Below are 14,514 nucleotides of genomic sequence, written 5' to 3' on the forward strand. Positions count from 1 at the left end.
ATTATCGTTTATAAAATGGCGTGGAAATTACAACTGCCTTTAGTCTCTTATTACGAATCTCCACTTCGACTTCTGTTCCTTCTGCGGCATGCTCCGTGTTCAACAACGCAAAACCAATATTCTTCTTCAAGGTAGGCGATTGGGTACCAGTCGTTACTTCGCCAACTTCTTGCTCACCGATGAATACTTTATAACCCGTCCGTGGAATGCCTTTATCAATCATTTCAAGACCAATCAGTTTTCGAGGGACGCCATTCTCTTTCTGAGCAGCTAGTGCAGCTTTTCCGTTAAAATCAGCCTCTTTGTTCAACTTCACCACAAAGCCGATGCCTGCTTCCAATGGTGTAATATCCTTTGACAATTCTTGTCCATAAAGCGGTAATCCTGCCTCAAACCGAAGCGTGTCACGCGCACCTAATCCAGCAGGTACGACTCCTTCTTCAGAACCTGCTTCTAAAATCGTAGACCACAAGGCGACAATCGCTTCATGGTTTCCATAGATTTCAAAACCGTCTTCACCTGTATAACCAGTACGTGAAACGAGGACTTGGTGCCCTGCAACATCTACATTTTCTTTAAAACGGAAAAATTTAATGTCTTCAAGTGGTTCTTTTGTGAGTTTTTGCAAAACTTGCTGCGCTTTTGGCCCTTGAATAGCGATGAGTCCGTATTCATCTGAACGATCAGTAATTGTGACATCTTCTGTTACATGTTCATTCATCCATGCAACGTCCTTTTCAATGTTCGAAGCGTTCACGACAAGTAAATAGTCGTTTTCTTTTCTTTTATAAATGAGAAGATCGTCAACTGTACCACCATCGGGATAGCACATTGCAGTGTATTGCGCTTGACCGTCTTTCAATTTTGAAACATCATTTGTCACTAACTTTTGTAAAAATGGAAGCGCCCCTTCACCTTCTACAAACACTTCCCCCATATGGGATACATCAAATAAGCCCGCATTCGTTCTTACAGCCTCGTGCTCAGCCTTGATGCTAGAGAATTGAACAGGCAATTCCCATCCACCAAAATCAATTGTTTTCCCGCCAAATTGTTGATACGTATCAAAAAGAGCGGTTCGTTTCAATGTTTCTGTCACAGACGTCATCCTCCTTAATTTGAATAAAAAAAGACAGAGATCCCCTTATCGCTAAGAGAACCTCTGTCCGTGTACCTGAAAGTTTGACCTTACGGCTTTCCTCGTTGGTGGCCGATCTTCTCGGCACTCTCCAGAGATGCGTCCTGAATGAGTCTTTTTGCCTGAGAGATTCATAACTTCCGTTACTTGCTCCTTCGGCGACGCCTATGCGTGCTCTCCCCATCCAATCATCCGCCCATATTTACGTTCCAATGAAAATGTTTAAGATTCGGACAACAACATATGCTTTCGCCTTATATCTTAACATTTCAAAAACGTAAGCGCAATCCTTTTTCAAGTAATGTTTAAAACACGAACATTATTAAAGATAAAATATTTATCGTTCGTTTATAAAGGTGGAGAACCTATTTTTATGAGCTAATTGAACTTCCTCTTTTTTGTTAGGTTGATCACTAGAAAACATTCTGACGTATGCGGCTGTTAACAGCCATTCTTCCATCTACACGCTTCAGCCATTCTTCAATCTCAACACTTGGAACCCAATATATTGAGTAATATCATTGAGAGACCAATTCGTCGTTTCTACTCGTATGTGAGCACTTTGTAAATAAAGCGGCTTCCTTTTTAGAAAGAGCGCTTCTAAGTCTCCGCGAGAAGACCGTTGTACAATCGGTCTATTCGTATCGGTGGACACACGCCGCCAAATATCTCGAAATGTTGAATTCAAGTAAAAGACTAATCCAGTTTGCCGCATGATTTCCCTGTTTTCCGCACGCATCGCCACTCCACCACCCGTCGCGATAATGCAGAATTCATCAGGAAATTGACGAAGAAATTCTGTCTCCATTTCCCTGAACTTTGGTTCACCATACGTTTCAAAAATTTGCGGGATTGTCATTCCGGTCCTTGTAACGATTTCTGCATCCATATCATAGAAAGGGATATCTAACAACGTACTAAGCCGCTTACCGATTGCACTTTTACCACTACCCATGAATCCTACTAAATAGACCTTGTTCATAGAATTACCTTCCTAACTTCATCGTCTCTGTTGCCTGCTTATCGTAATAGATTTCAATCGAATCAAAAGTTCTATATATATTACTATGCCACGACACGAGTGTAAATAGAAAAAGGCTCACTGCAACTAGTAATAGCAACGCAGCAGCCAATACTGTACCTCTTTCATTCCTGACGGAGTCCAATCGCAAATCTCCTCTCACGTATGCGTCCATCCAACATGGTCACTTCCATATGCAACTCTTCACCGTGCCGGGTAAAGATGACTTGAGCAACATTCGTATACATTGGAACATACCCTTGTTGATTTAGAGTCTTCCGAACGACAGCTCCCCTCTGACCGATTTCGATATCTCCTCTATTCGTTTTGAATACAATATCTCGGTCACCGACCATCACATTAAACGTTGAAACTCCTGCTAGCATCTCTTGTAACTCAATGGCAAACAACTCCCATTCAGTCGCATAGTAATCAGCCATCTTACTCTCTACAGGCGTTTTCCACAAAAAGAAAAGAACGATAAAATGAACAAATATACAAAATATGACTAATTGAAAAATCGATTCAATGAGTGAATAGCCGGACTCCTGCCTCAATGTTAACCATCTAAACACTTTAAAAATTCCTTTTGAGCATCTACGTACGAAACGCAAATTGCATCCTCCGTAACCCGCCAATTAAACGTAACGTCTGCAATCGCCACGATCCCGTGCGTCATTCCATACGCCCGGTATAGAATTGCTGCATGATAAGCAGCTTCAGAAGCGTGCATCTCTTTCTTTTTACGCTCTAACTGTGCAGACATATTTGCGTACAGCGGGAGAAGCGTGCCAAAAATTACTACCACGATGACAAAGGCTAGGATTGATTCCGACCACGAATATCCATCTTCATTCCTCATAAACAAACACCCTTCCATGTTCCAATTGCAATGTTAGCCGTATATTTCCCGTCGATGTCCGCAAAATAATTGTTCCAGGTTTCGCAATCCGTCCGTTCGATTGGAATTCTATGGCACTAATCCTATTCCCCCCTGCCACCCATTTCATATCAGCAGGAAAATCCGTTGTCGAATATGTCGTTGTATGTGGGGTAAATAAACTATAGGACTTTCCAGAATTCCTAAATCTTACTGCAGTAGCAGTTTCATGACCGATTGCATAGGCCTGTGCATGGTGGATGGTGGCAATAAAAGCATCTACAGCTTCCTTTTCACTTTGTTCAGTAAACCAACGATTACCAACATAAAGAATCGTCATGGATACAATACCTACCACGCTAAGGACGAGTAACAACTCAAGGAAGGTAAAACCTCTCTCATTAGTTGTTTCCATTGCCTGCATTTGGTGCAGCAACTACTTTTCCATCCTCAATTGCAACACTTGTACCATCTGGGCATTTATTGTCAGGCAAATAACCATTTGTTACAAGCACAGAAATATCATTAATAGGATCTTTATGGTCAAGCAAATAAGCTTGTAACTGCCCTTGTGCCATCTTGCTTGTCCGACAAAAAAGCAACCCAAATGATTTTATTTATTCATTGATTCTCTTTCAGCCCAATACTCTCTTGCTTCTTTATGCTCTCGTCTAATTGTTTTCCAAAATGGTCTGTATTCAATATCTTCTTCTATTGCAATAGATGGGAAAAGCGAATTAAATACATCTATTTCCTCCTCATATGATGGAAGGAAAAACTCAAATGTCACTTCATAGTCTCTAATGCGAATCTCTTTGATTAAGTTTAATTTTCGCTCTCTAGTAACTTTATTGTTTTTGATTTCTTTAATAAGGAGTCTCTTAGCTTCCACAAGACCTCTTGCATGTTCAATTGTTTCAACATTAAACTTTGAACGATGAAGAGCAAGTTTATCTATCTCTTTCTTGTTTGCTTCAATTTTATTTGACAGTATATCTATTGTTGCTTGTGATCCTCCTGATAAGTGTTCAATTAAACCATTAGCAATCTTCTCATTCTCTTTTTCTAACGCTTCAATTTTTGCCGTATAGTCATCTATGTGTCGCTGCATATTCTTACTTTCGTAGCCTAGGTTGTCCATGAGCAATTGATAGTAGATAGAATCCCCAATATTATTGAAAAGATGGGTAACATCAATTTGATCCAACATGTCATTTAGGACATTAAACGCAATGCCACGAGTCGAGCATTTAGTAGTGCCTTTCTTTCTTCGACTCTGACACATGTAGGACAGTTTAAGCTGGCTATTGGGATTATTTCTCCCTTGGTGTCTGACAAATCTACTGCCACACTCTTCACAATAAATCTTGCCGTGAAACTCATCGTTAATGGCTGGTTTTCTTCCTCTTTTTGAACTGGTGTTAGTTCTGCTTTTCCTTTTAATGTTAGCAGTACTCCAAGTTGAAAACGAGATAATTGGTTCTACTGCGTTAGGTATCTCTATCCATTCATCCTTTGGCTTAATAATTCGGTGGGTGTCAGTCACATTCTCACGAGTCGATTTGTTAACAACTGCAATTCCACAATATAACTTGTTGCGTATGATCCTTAGCACTTTATCAGGAGAGAAGTCATAACCATTTTGAGATTTCTTCCCCTCTTCATTCAGCATCTTAGAGATAACAGAAGCACCATACACTTTGTACAGTTCAAATATCCTTTTGACTACTTCTGCTTCATCTTCTTTTACTACGATTTCATTTTTTTCATTGCGCTCATATCCATAGCTCAATCTACTAGGATTGTATTTTCCTTTAATGTTATTGTGTTTTCGTGAAAACTTTACACGTCTACTGAGTGAGTGTGACTCATTCTGTGCCATTGTAAAAAGCATGGAGAGTCTCATATGCCAGTCATCGTCTTTTGTGTTCAATCCTGCATTTTCAAACAGAACATAGACACCTTTATCTCTGAGATATTCAACGGTAGTCATTCCGATATTCATGTTTCGTGACATTCTACTAACGTCTTTAATTATTATCAGTTCAAATTTTGGCTTCCTTTTCGATTTAACAAAGGTGTCATAGCCGTTTTCCACTTTTTTATAGTCAAGTCCTGCATCTGTCATCATACGGACAAAATTCCCTCTATTACGGACATGCATTCCTGTTCCTTTATCAGCGTACATTTCGATCAAATCATAACCACGTTGCTTGCAATACTCCTCATAAACTTCCTTCTGAAGCTCATAAGAGTGATTTTGTTGCGTCTTATCTGTAGAGACACGAGTATATACTGCTACTTTCATTGTGTATTTCCCCCTTTTTATCTTTAAACGCTACACAACCTTCTTGAGTCTATTGTACCTTATAGAATGACTTTCTACTATTTAAATGGCAACAAAAAAACCTCCCTTATAGGAGGCTACAGAAATCCCTTTGCTGCTTGCTTATTATCTTCATGATCCACCTTCATCACTTGGACAGGTGCTTGTGGTATTATTGGTGCTTCCCTTCTACTTCTCTCTTCAGCAATTAACCTTTTAATGAACAGGCTAAATCTACCATTCTCAGGTTGCTTAGCAAATTCAAATAGCTCTCGCTCATACTCATCCTTCAGGTTAAAACTAACTGGACAAATTTCTCGGCTCTTCATGAAAAATTCAACCTTGCTAGTTCGTAGAAACCAACAGCATTCGCATAAGTGGGATCAAGTAATTGAACACCATTCTTAGTTTTTAATAAAGGTTCAATTATCTTGGCACTTTCATAGTGATGTTGAATGAATGGGAGTATTTCTTTTGCTACTCCACCGCACACAAGCACCTCATCAGAGCGTTGCCAATTCAATCGTGTAGTTTCCCTAACAACTCCCCTAGCAACCGAATCAAGCCCTCTATTAACTGTCTCAATACCAAAGTTAAACGTATCACTAGCTGTATTGATATGCTTCCTATCTATAATACTTGCTGCGTTTACTGTTCCGCTACCAATATCTAGCACTCTATTCTTTCCGCTATTGGGAACACACCAGTACGCACCACTACCTTCAGCCGCAACTCCTACTTCATCAATGTAGACATACTGACTCTTGCCATTGACAGTAAACTCATGACCACCTTGGAGCATACCAACTATCTTCTGTTTCTCATTTGTGTTATGAGAGACAATAGGTTGACCCGTAACGATGCTAACTGTATCAGTATTCGGGCTGTACTGATTAATGTATCTGAATAGGGCAAGCAATATCCTTATTTTGGTGTCTTCATGCGCTTTAGAATCTCCATACATTCCACCACTGCCGAATACGTCTTCGACTGTTGCTATTGATCCTGCATATCCTTTTCTTCCATCTATTTCGAATTCCATATCATCTTCTCCGAATGTCTCAACAAAGTCACGCTGAAACCAGTCACATATAGCCGTCCTGTAAGAATCCACTCCATACTCCCCTGCAATCTTAGCACGATAGTTCCCTGCATCAATTCCCAGTATGAGCTTACTCAATGCTTCCCCTCCACTTTGGTATTACAGTCGTATTACATTTTGCTCTTGTTGTCAAAGCTAATAATACGGCTGTAATACATCGTATGGAGTTAGATGAGGACATATGCATCAATTCATTATTTCTTCTTACCAGTTAGCTTTTTAGAAGGTAGATTGTACTTTTTTCCATTATCAATCATTTTTTTAGCTAGTTCTGCTGCTTCCTCTTTCGTCATCTTCGTGTTTTTGCTCATTATAATCCCTACTTTCATTTTTATATCATGCTTTCTACTTCTACAAATCTTTATACATACCTCTTTCGAAATCTACATACAATGAAAATAAAGCAGAGTCACTACGTCACTGACTTAGGGCTAATCATCAAAAACGGAGGGATATATGTTGAGTGGGGTAGGGGGTAGGAAGGTGCGATCGGATAAAAAATGGAGCGTCCAGCCTACTGTCTCGATTGAGTTAAAGGATTGTATCTATCGGCTATCTTACATCACCGACCAACCTGTTAAAGATGTAGTGGAAGCAATTTGTGAGCATGGCTTAGAGAGAAAGAAAGTTATTAGCCACTTGTCACAAAATTTTAGGCGAACTGTCAGAGTGGATAATACTCTTTATATTGGAGACATTGAGAGGATTCCAGTTAAGAAGAGGATAGCTGTAGGAAGAACTGAAAGAATATCGACACGAGTAGATGGCAACATGCATGAAACATTAAAGGTTCTTGCCTACTCTTTAGATTGTTCAATTGCTAGAGCATGTGCCCTCTTGTTGGATGCTAGTGTAAGAGATGTAGAATTTATTGATGAGTTTGTTCAAAACTATCTGCAAAAGCATGTAGACTATAATCGAATGAAGGAATTGAAGAAGGTGCTGAAGTATATTAACGAGAATAATCCTTATAGCGAAGAAGTATCATGGGGATCGTTCCTATCCTATCTAGTTGATGAGGTAAAATTGAATGCTGAGAAAATACAAGACTCAGTTGAGACGTTTGTTATCAATCATTGGAAAAAATAAAAAAGCCCCTCTGTTATCCTAAATTGGACAGCAGAGGGGATTTTCACTTATAAACATATTCCATCGTTATTTTGCAGGTGAAGTCACCTTTGAAAATTAACTCGTTTGATCCAGTTTCAAGCTGAATAAAAGTGTCATTATGGTCTCCGTATCTATGCATATAAGGAATTGAAGTGTGAATCTCTTCGCTATCACCTAAGAACATTATTTTTTCAGATGCGAAATTTCCATTTAATCTTAATGTTTCTCCATTAGTGATATTTTCAATTTCAATGTTTCCATCAGCGGTCATTGAAATTTCAATATCTACTGTAATTGCCATATCGCCATCGTTATTAAGTAGCAGGGAAGTAGGCGAAAGACTATTGGATATCCCTTCTATCTCAATCGTCTCTGAGAATGTGTAGGGAGAATTAGTTAGCATATTGCATTTAATATAGCCACTAGAAATAGCATTATGAGTTATTGGTGTCTCATCTGATAAAATAGCGTAATAAACCTTATTCCCGATGATGAGCTTCTTGTAGTTATCTTTTGAAAGCCAATTCTTCACTCGTCTAATAGTGGTATCATCTAAATTTTCATCAAAATAAAGAGCCATTGGAATAACCAAAGGCTCTCTTTCAATAGATTCGATTCTAGCTTTACGCCTATTTCTTGGTAAGGAATAGTTAACATTAGAAGTCGAGAGAAAGGTGTCTGTTACTAATCCACCTTCTACTCTGACCTTAATGACTCCAAAGTTGTCGCTGTGGAGTCCGTCGTACGAAAAGGACGTTTCTGTAATCACCTAAGCACAAATCCTTTCTTGAACAATTCATTTTCTAGTGTTTTAGCAAAATCATTTGCGGTCTTTTCATTTGCCACCATTTTTTCCACGTTAAAATGAATAACAAGTCCCCTACTTTCAGACTCTCTATTTTTAATTGAGTCAGGCATCATTTTGGCAACAGCCTGAGCGAATGGTTTCATTTTCGACTTGTTGGACAACGGAAGAACTGCCTCAGTTCCACCTTGCTCACCAACTCCAATTATAGAACCTTGACGAGAGCCTTCTATGATTCCTCCTGTTTTATACCAGTTAACACCGATTTTAGGTATTGACGGAGGAGATAGACTAAATTTCCCTTGAATTGAGAAGTGAGGTAGTTTAATTTTAGGAATTTTTATCTCAGGGATTTTTAATCCTCTAAAAAATCCTAGGATAGAATCTACAGCACCTTTCACCAAATCCTTAGCCCTCTCAATCGGTTTGAATATTGCATCTTTAATATTGTCAAATGTTGACTTGACTTTATTGTAGAGGGTTGAAATTGTATTGGAAAATGCTGTTCTCAACCCTTCTATGATTGAGGAAGCTAAATTCTTAGCCTGCGTTATCTTGTCGGTAATGGAATTCTTAATATCCGTGAACTTTTTTGCTACAAATGTAACAATCAATCCTATCAAATTGGAAAATACTAGCTTTATCTCTTCCCAAATATTAGATACCGTTGCTTTGATTAATTTTAGATGGTTGGAAATTAATTCCTTCATCTTCTTGAAATCACCAGTCACAAGAGCTTTTAGCACTTCTAGAACAGTGTTAAATGTAGACTTAATTGCATACCACACTTCATCCACAATATTCCAAATACCATCCATTACATTGGACACCTTATCTTCGATGGCTGAAAAGTTGATTCCTACTGATTCAAAAATAAACTTCATAGCTGATGTGAAAATAGACTCGACAAACCCCATTACATTGTCTATGATATCTTTCACCGAATTCATAGCTGAGTTTATTTTTTCTTTCAAGAAATCAAACACTTCTACTGCCTTTTCTGAAACAGTGTCCCAATTCTTCCATAGTAATACACCAATTGCTATGAGGGCTGCGATTGCTCCTATAATTAATGAAACTGGAGAAGTTAATACTGCTAATACAGCACCAAACGCTGTCATGATTGCTGATCCTGCTGTAAAGGCTGTAATAATAGAACCAATTGCACTCACCAATGTTCCGACAACGACTAAAACGGGACCAATTGCCGCTACAATTCCTCCAATGACAACAATAGCTGTCTGCATTTCTGGCGATAAGTTCTGAAACCATTGAGCTAGTTTAGTTACCCATTCAATAACCTTTTCTAGTGCTGGCTTTAGAGACTCAAAGATGATGATTCCTACCTCTTCTAATGCTGATTTCATTTCTAACATTCTACCTTGAACGGTATCACCCATTACATCAGCCATTTCCTCAGCTTTTCCAGAGGAGTTGCCTAATGCATCACTTAGCTTGTTGTAATCTTCCTCTGAAGCATTAATAACTGACAAAGCCCCTGCCATTGCCTCTTTCCCAAAGATAGTAGAAGCATAGGCTGCTTGCTGTTGTTCATCCAAACCGCCAAATGAGTCACGTAGATTTAACATAACCTCATCTAATGTCTTCATTGAACCGTCAGAGTTTGTTAGTGAGATACCTAAATCATCCATAGCATTCTGCATTTTTTTAGTAGGAGATGCCAAGTTAGAGAGCATACTCTTTAGTGATGTACCTGCTTGACTCCCCTTAATTCCAGCATTCGCCATTAATGAAAGTGCCTTAGATGTATCTTCTGCTGAATATCCCATTGCACCAGCTAATGGAGCTACATACTTGAAGGACTCTCCTAACATTCCAACATTAGTATTAGCATTAGAAGAAGCCGCTGCTAGTATATCTGCAAACTTCCCGCTGTCTGAAGCTGACATTCCAAACCCTGTAAGTGCATCCGTTACAATGTCGGAAACCAATGCCAAATCTTCACCAGAAGCCGCTGCAAGGTTCATTACACCATCTATTCCACCAAGCATATCCTCAGTCTTCCATCCAGCCATAGCCATGTAACTGAGGGCATCACTTGCTTCACTTGCGCTGAACTTAGTGGTACTTCCGAGTTCCCTTGCTTTAGCTTCCAATGATGCTAAGTCATCACCAGTTGCTCCAGAAATAGCAGAAACGTTTGCCATAGACTGTTCAAAGTCTGAGCCAATTTTAATAGCTCCAAATCCTAATGCTGCTAGAGGAGCAGAAAGCAATGTCATATTCTTTCCTGCGTTTGTGATATTGCCACCTAGCTCCTTGAGAGACTTCCCATCTAAGCCTCTCAATTTATTTCCTAAATCTTTAAAACCATCTTGGAGTCCTGACATTTCATGTTTAACTTTGCCCATCTCAGAAGTGAAACCACTAATATCAGCACCAAGACGAGCAATCATTTCCATACTCACATTTCATCACTTCTCTCTATATTCAAATTTAGATACAAAAAAAAGGGGAAGTCACCGACTATAAAAGTTGGCAACTTCCCCTGTCTTGACCTATTTAGTTACCGAATTCATCGGATAGTTCTTTCAACACTTGCTCCCTAGTTTCGGCTGTAACTGTATTGTTTGAGCGCTGTTTCGAGTTCTGGAATAGTTTAATTTCCTTCTTGGAATGTGCGGAAACATAACCAACTCTCACAACATGCGCCATCATTTCATAGTGATCTCGTTGATTCTGAATATGATTATCATTTAAGAGATAAACTTGTTTGAGCGTAAGCTTTTCTAAGTCCTCAATCGGTCTATTAAGCGTACCAACAACTATCTTAAAGATTTCATCATAGTCAATGAATCCATCACTTTTTCTTGGGCATGGCATTACCGCCACTAAAGCGTTCCATAGCTTTCTTTAATGTTTCAGACAACTTATCAATTGTGCCACCTTCATCTAAATAAGCATCAATTAAATCTCCTGCTTGAGTTGTCGTAATATCAGGAACTTGGTGTTTAATGGCGTAGGTAAACATTGTCAATGCCACTTTAAGACCACCCATCACTTCACTCATTTTTTCCATAGGGACACCTGTGTCATCTTCCATTTCAATCAAACTATTAAAACCAAACTTTAACGTGTAATCAGTTCCACTAATTGTAATTTTATTCAAATCAATCTTCTCCTTTTAATTGTTAATGTTCTTTTAATGCACATAAAAAGAAACAACGAATGGCTGAACCGTCAAGTTGTGCCACCCGTTCTTTCAATTGTGTTTGTTTGTATTAAGGTCCTGGATCAGGCTCTACTAATTCCAATGCACCGTTCCCAAGTAATGTTGTAGAGTACGATGCTGTATCGTCTTCAGAGAATTCCAAATCAAAGTTCTCAATTAAGACTTTCCCAGCGTACTTCTTGTTATCTGGCATTCTCAGCTCAATCTTCAGCTCACGCTTTTCATTGTAAGCCTTCAAAAAGTCTGATGTAGCTTGATCGTCAATCATGAAGAGACCATCACATTCTAAGCTCCACTCAGTTGAGCCAGGGATATAGCGTTTAACTTGTCCACCTTCACCTTTATGCGTATACTCATGCATAGCTGTAGACTGAGAAAGTGAAGCTCCTTTTTGACCCCCAATCATATTGTACATAGGGAAGCCAGTTGTGCTTTTATCAACAAACAGTGCAACGTCTGCACCAAGAATTGCTTTGCTCATTTATTTCATCCTTCCTTTTTTGTCATTTCAATTTCAAATTGCAAAATACCGTGCCATATGGTGGTATCTGCTTCTGTCTCAGTCATCGTCATAACACTAGACAACTTCACAAAATCTAAATAGAAGCCCTCTACTGTCTGCAAGTTCATAATCTTATGCTTCACGCTGTGATTGAGAGTCTTGCTATCTAATGGGCTGTTAGATTTTGTCCAAGTATGAATGGTTAAATGATGATAAGAGCGATTGTGTGTTTTTGTGCCGCCGTCACGTTCAATCTCTGAGCCAATTTCAACAAACGGAAATGTAACATCATCTGATTTAACGCTTACTACTTTGTGATGAGGTGAAAGAGTTTTAATAATAGCTTTTTGCAACTCAACCGATGGAATGAGGATCATAGCTTATCAAGTCCTCCCATCACCTTTTTTAAGTCTGCTTCCAAATTCTTAGAAGCATTGACAAATGAAGGTGTTAAAAATGGTTGTGCTGCTTGTTTACTAGTTCCAAATTCCACGAATGGAGCATACTCCACGACTGTAGATACCTCTCCTACTGTAGAGCTTCCTTCATCTGAGAATGTGCTATTAAGAGAACGTCTTAGATGACCAGTATCAATAGGACTCAATGATTTAGCGTTAGCTTCCATTTCAAGTGTTCGAGTATGGATAGCTTTCTTAGCTTCATCATTTAGCTTCGCTGGCATTCTTTCAATGGTAGACATAAACTTTTCGAATCCATCAATCTTGAATGATGACATGTTATATCACCTCAACAAGCAAGATTCCATATTTCAAATCGAGATATTCAAGAATCTTGTATTTTTGAGTGCCATCAGTGAGTGTCGTGCTTTCTAGTGGTTGATTAAGCTTCTCTTTCGTGACAACACGATAAGGCTTATTCGTAACAATCCCATATTCTTTGAGAATGTTCTCAGCTTTTACAGGTTGCATATACGCCTTAAACGTTTGACCATTTGTATCAACATAATCAAATCCACCTAAATCGTCATAGACTTTTTTCCGAACAACGAATGAGAGCGTAGAGTTATATCTCATAGCACTCTCAACCTTGGCTTTCCACTTGAGGGAGTATTCAAGGATTTCCATTGTTCAATGTAAGGAAGAAACGTCTTGAAAATATCATCGTTAAAAGTATTAGAGACTAAATCAATTCGCTCTGATTTTAACCCTTCGCTTCCAATGAGATTAAAGCGTGTAATGACCAACTCAATGAGGACAAACTCTAACTCGCTTGGAGTTAAATTAGTTCCTGTATGGAGACAGATTGCACGATCATACATCTCAATAAAGTCATTTAAGACATCATCTTTTGTAGTATCTGCAATGTCTAATAGTCGTTTGACACGAGCAAGAAGGTTTGGCGATGTCATACTTAATCACCTTTCTTCTTGTCAGTTTTCTTTTTAGGAGTAGCTTTTTTAGCTTCCTTTTCTACAGGAGTAGCGTTAGCCTTTTTATCAGCTAGTCGTTCCTGCTTTCGTCGTTTACGATATTTGATAGGCATATAGACCACTTCCTTTCATGCCATATAAAAAGAGGGAGGGTCAAATTTGACCCACCCCTTACTCTCAAATTAGAGGAGAATACCCCTCCATCAAATTTGACGCTCTATTAAGGTGCTGGAGTAACAGTAATCTTAATTGCTCCTGCCTCATCTGTAAGAGCTACAGCCGCATGAGTACGACCATTTACAAGAACTGTATCGTCATCTGCTTCTTCTTGTACCTTAATCTTCACGTCTTGTTTCAATGCAACTGTAAGGGCATCAAGCTTAACAATGAACGCTTCATTAGCTGCCACACGACCGCTAACCACGACAGTACAACCAAAGATTTCACCTACTGAATCTACTTTCTCATTAGTTTTCACAATGAAGTTTGGATCTTTTCGTAGGTTAGCAAAATCTACTGGAGAGACTAAAAGATATTTCTCATCGTCGATGTCTTCACCAAACTTAACGAGAGCTTGTCCAATTTCATCTACATCGAATTTAGTTGCTGCATGAGCCATAGCGCCAGCAATTGCTTTCAATTCTGCAAATAGTGCATTCTCAACACCTGCTGCAACTGACTTAGCGATTTGATTCTCAGCACGTCCTTGTACGTCACCAAAGCCACTCATGATTTCTTCTTCCGTGAAGATGACACCTTTTGCATACTTCTTAACAGGTGCAGATTTAGTAGTATCTGTGAAATCAGCTTTCGGAATTTCTGTACCAGCTAAAACGACACCAGCATCACCGATATACTCAGTGGAGATAAACTTAACCGTATCACCTTCTGTTTTCTCACCAAGATTTTCAACATTTACGATATTGTAAAGTTTGATAGCTTTTCCTAGTTTTTCTGTTACACCTACTGATAATAGTTCTGGAATAAATACATTGTTTGGCATAATTATTTTCCTCTTTCTGTAATTAGATTTTTAGTAATAAAAAA

At 38.8% G+C, this 14,514-nt stretch carries 22 protein-coding genes and 2 riboswitches; of the genes, 1 reads left to right on the forward strand and 21 read right to left on the reverse strand.

Translation table 11 applies throughout. From position 1 onward, the window contains the following. Position 1: 1 nt before the first annotated feature. From gcvT to QT711_RS03075, 10 genes are all read right to left on the reverse strand, one after another. A complete protein-coding gene (gcvT, locus tag QT711_RS03030) occupies positions 2–1,108 on the reverse strand; it encodes a glycine cleavage system aminomethyltransferase GcvT (RefSeq protein ID WP_317942037.1) in 1,107 nt (368 codons plus the stop codon). A 50-nt stretch (positions 1,109–1,158) separates the two neighbouring features. Next, a riboswitch (glycine riboswitch) is annotated at positions 1,159–1,237 on the reverse strand. 1 nt (position 1,238) lies between these two features. Continuing rightward, a riboswitch (glycine riboswitch) is annotated at positions 1,239–1,330 on the reverse strand. 277 nt (positions 1,331–1,607) lie between these two features. After that, on the reverse strand, positions 1,608–2,120 hold the full coding sequence (locus tag QT711_RS03035) for a shikimate kinase (protein ID WP_317942038.1): 513 nt from the start codon (positions 2,118–2,120) through the stop codon (positions 1,608–1,610). A gap of 4 nt (positions 2,121–2,124) precedes the next feature. After that, a complete protein-coding gene (locus tag QT711_RS03040) occupies positions 2,125–2,304 on the reverse strand; it encodes a hypothetical protein (RefSeq protein ID WP_317942039.1) in 180 nt (59 codons plus the stop codon). Beyond that, positions 2,285–2,734, reverse strand: coding sequence for a competence type IV pilus minor pilin ComGF (gene comGF, locus QT711_RS03045; protein ID WP_317942040.1), 450 nt, complete (start codon positions 2,732–2,734; stop codon positions 2,285–2,287). Before comGF ends, QT711_RS03040 begins: the two co-directional genes overlap by 20 nt. Continuing rightward, positions 2,719–3,021, reverse strand: coding sequence for a hypothetical protein (locus tag QT711_RS03050; RefSeq protein WP_317942041.1), 303 nt, complete (start codon positions 3,019–3,021; stop codon positions 2,719–2,721). Before QT711_RS03050 ends, comGF begins: the two co-directional genes overlap by 16 nt. Then, the gene (gene comGD / locus QT711_RS03055; RefSeq protein ID WP_317942322.1) at positions 3,011–3,463 is read right to left on the reverse strand and encodes a competence type IV pilus minor pilin ComGD; all 453 of its coding nucleotides are present in this window, start codon (positions 3,461–3,463) and stop codon (positions 3,011–3,013) included. Before comGD ends, QT711_RS03050 begins: the two co-directional genes overlap by 11 nt. Next, entirely contained in the window at positions 3,441–3,617 is a 177-nt protein-coding gene (locus QT711_RS03060; RefSeq protein WP_317942042.1) for a hypothetical protein, read from the reverse strand. Before QT711_RS03060 ends, comGD begins: the two co-directional genes overlap by 23 nt. Positions 3,618–3,652: 35 nt before the next feature. After that, positions 3,653–5,347: a recombinase family protein gene (locus QT711_RS03065; RefSeq protein WP_317942043.1), complete on the reverse strand. Its 1,695-nt coding sequence runs from the start codon at positions 5,345–5,347 to the stop codon at positions 3,653–3,655. Between the two features lie 116 nt (positions 5,348–5,463). After that, positions 5,464–5,694: a hypothetical protein gene (locus QT711_RS03070; RefSeq protein WP_317942044.1), complete on the reverse strand. Its 231-nt coding sequence runs from the start codon at positions 5,692–5,694 to the stop codon at positions 5,464–5,466. After that, positions 5,691–6,545, reverse strand: a complete 855-nt coding sequence (locus QT711_RS03075; protein WP_317942045.1) for a ParM/StbA family protein — start codon at positions 6,543–6,545, stop codon at positions 5,691–5,693. The genes QT711_RS03070 and QT711_RS03075 overlap by 4 nt, the downstream gene beginning before the upstream one ends. Before the next feature lie 405 nt (positions 6,546–6,950). Here QT711_RS03075 and QT711_RS03080 point away from each other — a divergent pair, with 405 nt between their 5' ends. After that, on the forward strand, positions 6,951–7,556 hold the full coding sequence (locus QT711_RS03080; protein ID WP_317942046.1) for a hypothetical protein: 606 nt from the start codon (positions 6,951–6,953) through the stop codon (positions 7,554–7,556). A gap of 43 nt (positions 7,557–7,599) precedes the next feature. Here QT711_RS03080 and QT711_RS03085 read toward each other — a convergent pair whose 3' ends face one another. The 11 genes from QT711_RS03085 to QT711_RS03135 form a co-directional block, all read right to left on the reverse strand. Beyond that, positions 7,600–8,346, reverse strand: coding sequence for a phage tail domain-containing protein (locus QT711_RS03085; protein ID WP_317942047.1), 747 nt, complete (start codon positions 8,344–8,346; stop codon positions 7,600–7,602). Continuing rightward, the gene (locus QT711_RS03090; RefSeq protein ID WP_317942323.1) at positions 8,343–10,805 is read right to left on the reverse strand and encodes a phage tail tape measure protein; all 2,463 of its coding nucleotides are present in this window, start codon (positions 10,803–10,805) and stop codon (positions 8,343–8,345) included. The genes QT711_RS03085 and QT711_RS03090 overlap by 4 nt, the downstream gene beginning before the upstream one ends. A gap of 100 nt (positions 10,806–10,905) precedes the next feature. Then, a complete protein-coding gene (locus QT711_RS03095; protein WP_317942048.1) occupies positions 10,906–11,226 on the reverse strand; it encodes a hypothetical protein in 321 nt (106 codons plus the stop codon). Continuing rightward, positions 11,204–11,512 (reverse strand): hypothetical protein, encoded by a 309-nt coding sequence (locus QT711_RS03100; RefSeq protein WP_317942049.1) that lies wholly within the window; start codon positions 11,510–11,512, stop codon positions 11,204–11,206. Before QT711_RS03100 ends, QT711_RS03095 begins: the two co-directional genes overlap by 23 nt. A 112-nt stretch (positions 11,513–11,624) precedes the next feature. Continuing rightward, positions 11,625–12,056: a phage tail tube protein gene (locus tag QT711_RS03105; protein ID WP_317942050.1), complete on the reverse strand. Its 432-nt coding sequence runs from the start codon at positions 12,054–12,056 to the stop codon at positions 11,625–11,627. A 5-nt stretch (positions 12,057–12,061) separates the two neighbouring features. Further along, positions 12,062–12,454, reverse strand: a complete 393-nt coding sequence (locus tag QT711_RS03110; RefSeq protein ID WP_317942051.1) for a hypothetical protein — start codon at positions 12,452–12,454, stop codon at positions 12,062–12,064. Beyond that, complete coding sequence (locus QT711_RS03115) at positions 12,451–12,813, reverse strand: HK97-gp10 family putative phage morphogenesis protein (RefSeq protein ID WP_317942052.1); 363 nt, start codon at positions 12,811–12,813, stop codon at positions 12,451–12,453. The genes QT711_RS03110 and QT711_RS03115 overlap by 4 nt, the downstream gene beginning before the upstream one ends. 1 nt (position 12,814) lies before the next feature. Continuing rightward, positions 12,815–13,111, reverse strand: coding sequence for a hypothetical protein (locus tag QT711_RS03120; RefSeq protein WP_317942053.1), 297 nt, complete (start codon positions 13,109–13,111; stop codon positions 12,815–12,817). Beyond that, positions 13,108–13,446, reverse strand: coding sequence for a phage head-tail connector protein (locus QT711_RS03125; protein WP_317942054.1), 339 nt, complete (start codon positions 13,444–13,446; stop codon positions 13,108–13,110). The genes QT711_RS03120 and QT711_RS03125 overlap by 4 nt, the downstream gene beginning before the upstream one ends. Before the next feature lie 2 nt (positions 13,447–13,448). Beyond that, positions 13,449–13,580 carry a hypothetical protein gene (locus QT711_RS03130; protein ID WP_317942055.1) on the reverse strand — a complete coding sequence of 44 codons (132 nt, stop codon included), beginning with the start codon at positions 13,578–13,580 and terminating at the stop codon, positions 13,449–13,451. A 107-nt stretch (positions 13,581–13,687) separates the two neighbouring features. Then, the gene (locus QT711_RS03135; RefSeq protein WP_317942056.1) at positions 13,688–14,470 is read right to left on the reverse strand and encodes a phage major capsid protein; all 783 of its coding nucleotides are present in this window, start codon (positions 14,468–14,470) and stop codon (positions 13,688–13,690) included. Positions 14,471–14,514: the final 44 nt, after the last annotated feature.

This window comes from Sporosarcina saromensis, from assembly GCF_033253735.1.
GTDB classification, from domain to species: Bacteria; Bacillota; Bacilli; order Bacillales_A; family Planococcaceae; genus Sporosarcina; species Sporosarcina saromensis.

Bases quoted from the DNA above. Each gene is read 5' to 3' on its own strand.
- gcvT (WP_317942037.1), bottom strand. From the start codon at position 1,108: ATGACGTCTGTGACAGAAACATTGAAACGAACCGCTCTTTTTGATACG.
- QT711_RS03035 (WP_317942038.1), bottom strand. From the start codon at position 2,120: ATGAACAAGGTCTATTTAGTAGGATTCATGGGTAGTGGTAAAAGTGCA.
- QT711_RS03050 (WP_317942041.1), bottom strand. From the start codon at position 3,021: ATGAGGAATGAAGATGGATATTCGTGGTCGGAATCAATCCTAGCCTTT.
- comGD (WP_317942322.1), bottom strand. From the start codon at position 3,463: ATGCAGGCAATGGAAACAACTAATGAGAGAGGTTTTACCTTCCTTGAG.
- QT711_RS03060 (WP_317942042.1), bottom strand. From the start codon at position 3,617: ATGGCACAAGGGCAGTTACAAGCTTATTTGCTTGACCATAAAGATCCT.
- QT711_RS03065 (WP_317942043.1), bottom strand. From the start codon at position 5,347: ATGAAAGTAGCAGTATATACTCGTGTCTCTACAGATAAGACGCAACAA.
- QT711_RS03070 (WP_317942044.1), bottom strand. From the start codon at position 5,694: ATGAAGAGCCGAGAAATTTGTCCAGTTAGTTTTAACCTGAAGGATGAG.
- QT711_RS03090 (WP_317942323.1), bottom strand. From the start codon at position 10,805: ATGGAAATGATTGCTCGTCTTGGTGCTGATATTAGTGGTTTCACTTCT.
- QT711_RS03095 (WP_317942048.1), bottom strand. From the start codon at position 11,226: ATGCCATGCCCAAGAAAAAGTGATGGATTCATTGACTATGATGAAATC.
- QT711_RS03105 (WP_317942050.1), bottom strand. From the start codon at position 12,056: ATGAGCAAAGCAATTCTTGGTGCAGACGTTGCACTGTTTGTTGATAAA.
- QT711_RS03110 (WP_317942051.1), bottom strand. From the start codon at position 12,454: ATGATCCTCATTCCATCGGTTGAGTTGCAAAAAGCTATTATTAAAACT.
- QT711_RS03115 (WP_317942052.1), bottom strand. From the start codon at position 12,813: ATGTCATCATTCAAGATTGATGGATTCGAAAAGTTTATGTCTACCATT.
- QT711_RS03120 (WP_317942053.1), bottom strand. From the start codon at position 13,111: ATGAGATATAACTCTACGCTCTCATTCGTTGTTCGGAAAAAAGTCTAT.
- QT711_RS03125 (WP_317942054.1), bottom strand. From the start codon at position 13,446: ATGACATCGCCAAACCTTCTTGCTCGTGTCAAACGACTATTAGACATT.
- QT711_RS03130 (WP_317942055.1), bottom strand. From the start codon at position 13,580: ATGCCTATCAAATATCGTAAACGACGAAAGCAGGAACGACTAGCTGAT.
- QT711_RS03135 (WP_317942056.1), bottom strand. From the start codon at position 14,470: ATGCCAAACAATGTATTTATTCCAGAACTATTATCAGTAGGTGTAACA.